Raw genomic sequence first — 3,228 nt, 5'->3', positions numbered from 1 at the left:
GGCGACATCCATCATTTTAGGATTGGGCAAATTCAGGTTATCCATGATTTGCTTGTATTCAACCACATCTTTCACTTGCAAACGTGGATTATGCTGGCGTTCTTCACCGATGGTACTGACCATCCAGCCTTTATAATCATGCGCCGGATAGACCCACGTGTCCTCTGGAAATTTCAATAATTTGTCGAACAGACTGCTGTACTGTTCTATTGCACTGCCATTTTGAAAATCCGTTCGACCAGTGCCACGAATCAATAACGTATCCCCGGTAAACAGATATTTCTGACCCGCATGCTCCAGCATAAAGCTGTAAGAGTCATCGGTATGCCCAGGGGTGTGCAGTGCTGTCAGGGTCAGCTTTCCGACAACAATTTGGCTTCCATCATGGAAACTGTCATTGGCGCAGGAAGAATTGGCCTGTTGTCCCATATAGGTCTCACAACCCGTTATATCACGAAGTTTGCCCAGAGCCGTAATATGATCGGCATGAGTATGGGTATCCATGGCGATTTTGAGGGTTAATCCCAGTTCGTTCAATAACCTCAAATATCCATCTGTTTCATCAACCACCGGATCAATTAACAGGGCTTCTTTGCTTTCATTGTCAGCAATTAAATACGTGTAGGTTGACGAATGTTTTTCATAAAGTTGTCTGAATAGCATGGTGATTTATATCCTATATCAGTTGTGTGAATAACATCAGTGCGGAAACTGCCATCAAACCGATGGCAAAGATTTTCTGTAAGCTGGCATTGGCAATCCTGTGACTGAGTAACTGTCCCGCAAACATACCGATTAAACCGCCGGTAATTAACCAGGCCAGTGAAACCAATGACAAATGTGTTGTTTCGCCCAATACAATATGAGCAATAAAACCGCTGCTGCTGATAAGCGCTATGACCACTAATGAGGTGCTGACCGCTTGTATCATGCTGACCTGACTGAGCAAAAGCAGCAAAGGGATAATCAGAAACCCACCGCCCACGCCGAATAATCCGGATAACAAGCCGACCATTAAACCGCCCAACAGCAGGCCGCTCATACATTTTGGACGCATTTGAAATTGGCCGGTTGGACTGAATTTACACAGCAGGCCATTAGTGCTTTCTAATGATAAATGACTGCCACGTACGACTTTACTGGCTTCCGGCATCGTTGTTGCCGTCAACCACATACGAATGGCAATGAGGATGGCTAAAATACTGAACCCTGCCATCAGTATGGTTTCACTGAGCATCGTGCCTAACACTTTGCCAAGCGGTGCCGCCAATATGCCGCTACCGGCCAATAAGGCCGCTGGCAGCCATAAAATAGTTTGTTTTGTGAGATTTCGTACGCTGCCATACAATGTGATGGCAGCGACAGCCGCTAACGACAATGTCACCGCTTCATGAATTGAAATGCCGCCAATCATAATCAAAAGTGGTACGGCAAATACCGAGCCGCCTGCGCCGGTCAGGCCCAGCAATAAACCAATCACAATGCCCAGTATCAGCAGCATGATTTTTTATTTATTCCATGGCATTTTGGCGATGATCATGCCCATCGCACAGCTATCGGTTATTCCTGAGAACATCAGTCCTGCGCCGACAAAACCGGATAGGGCAAACCAGGCTGAATGTATCGCAAACCCTAAAATCACCCCCAGTAACACCAAACCACCCGCAGTAATACGTACCTGACGTTCAATTGAAATAGCTTTTCCTTGGGTAATCACCCAATCAGGATTCATCTTTTCAACAGCTTGAATGCCACCATCAATGACAACTAATGATTGGCTAACTTGCCCATCTGTTTGTTTGGCGGCGGATTCGGCGCGACGTCCTGAATGGCATAAAAAGTAAATCTTCTCAGGTTTTAGCGCTTGTTCTTTTATAGCCTGTTGCAGCGCATCAACTGTAAAGGATTGTAAAGGCAGATGAATAACGCCAGGTAACGCTTTTGCTTTTACCTCGGCAGAAGTTCTAACATCAATAATGCATGCATCATTGGGTGATTTGCTCGCAAATAGGGTTTCAGGTTTTTCGATCGAATAACTCATGAGTTTTCTCCACATGAAGAAGTTTGATATTCAGGACAGTAAAGTGATTGCAGTACCGCGATGATACGCAATGCGGCGTCGCCATTAAGACGGTAATAGACCGTTTGTGAAACTTTGCGGGTGACCACTAATTCAGCGTGGCGCAGGCTGGCAAGATGTTGTGATAGGGCAGACTGACTGAGCGGCACCAAATGATTGAGCTCACTCACGGCCAGTTCCTGATTTCCCAATGCACATAAAATCATCAGTCTGTGCTCATTGCTCATTTGCTTGAGTAACTCTGCGGCCGCCTTGGCATGCGTATGCATTTCGCTCATGTCAGGAAATGACAAGGTCTGGGTGGTCATGGAATGTCCTTGCAAAAATAATGTTGCAAGTATATTCGATTTTTCTAAATTAGAGAAATCTAAATTAGATTTTTATTATTAACTTGTCTGGCGTTTTAGCTACTCAGTCGTAAGAGATAGTTTCCAGTTTAGTGAAATGAAAGCTGGCGAGCAGGTCGCCAGCCTAAAGTTGTTAACCTTATATTTTTACAAACTCGCCTGCCGGCACCTCAGACATGACTTTTTGGAGATCGTTGGTGTTTAATGACAGCGCATAGCCCAGTACACCACTGCCAATAATGACCTGCTCAAATTGAAATGCACTGTTATCAGCTAAAACCGTAACAGTTTGAGGTAAAGCAATAGGCGGTACGGCACCAACGACATAGCCTGTTGCCTCTGAGACTTCATCAAACTCTGCCATGCGCAGTTTTTTCTCACCGAGATGCTTTCGTAAAGCCGCCCAATCGGCTCGTCCGCCGCCGGCGACTGCCAGTAAGATAAATTTATCCGAGCCGGTTTTAAATAACAGACTACGAATCACCGAGTTAGGATTACGGCCCTGACCACTCAGTAATTCCTCCAGATTACGGATAGGTTTTTTATCTTCACTGAGTGGAATTTCGATCACTTCATACTCTATTGCTTGCTGAGTTAATAATTCAGTGACCGGGGAGCTGATAGTCTGGCTCATGGATTCTCCATCTAAGTGATTCGAAAACGCTTACTGTATGAATTTACCACCGAAACTGTCAAAGCATAAAAGTGAGCAGCCCCAAAACCATAAAAACACTGCTAGCTGCATAACGCGCTGCATTTAACGGTAATTTTTGCATCAACTGATAACCAAATAAGACAACA

5 protein-coding genes are annotated in these 3,228 nt (G+C 45.0%); all 5 read right to left on the bottom strand.

What is annotated here, in order from left to right; genetic code table 11:
• Positions 1–663: MBL fold metallo-hydrolase (locus tag B3O33_RS07275; RefSeq protein ID WP_292363293.1), on the bottom strand; the 663-nt coding region annotated here is incomplete at its 3' end.
• A gap of 13 nt (positions 664–676) precedes the next feature.
• A complete protein-coding gene (locus tag B3O33_RS07270) occupies positions 677–1,501 on the bottom strand; it encodes a sulfite exporter TauE/SafE family protein (RefSeq protein ID WP_292361591.1) in 825 nt (274 codons plus the stop codon).
• 6 nt (positions 1,502–1,507) lie between these two features.
• On the bottom strand, positions 1,508–2,041 hold the full coding sequence (locus tag B3O33_RS07265) for a rhodanese-like domain-containing protein (RefSeq protein ID WP_292361592.1): 534 nt from the start codon (positions 2,039–2,041) through the stop codon (positions 1,508–1,510).
• Positions 2,038–2,388: an ArsR/SmtB family transcription factor gene (locus B3O33_RS07260; protein ID WP_292361593.1), complete on the bottom strand. Its 351-nt coding sequence runs from the start codon at positions 2,386–2,388 to the stop codon at positions 2,038–2,040. The genes B3O33_RS07265 and B3O33_RS07260 overlap by 4 nt, the downstream gene beginning before the upstream one ends.
• Positions 2,389–2,566: 178 nt before the next feature.
• Positions 2,567–3,061, bottom strand: a complete 495-nt coding sequence (locus tag B3O33_RS07255) for an aminoacyl-tRNA deacylase (RefSeq protein ID WP_292361594.1) — start codon at positions 3,059–3,061, stop codon at positions 2,567–2,569.
• Positions 3,062–3,228 lie beyond the last annotated feature (167 nt).

It is taken from the genome of Methylophaga sp. UBA1464, from assembly GCF_002325665.1.
Lineage (GTDB): Bacteria > Pseudomonadota > Gammaproteobacteria > Nitrosococcales > Methylophagaceae > Methylophaga.
Note: the sequence above shows the minus strand (reverse complement) of the source record. Positions and strands in the feature narration are given on the sequence as shown.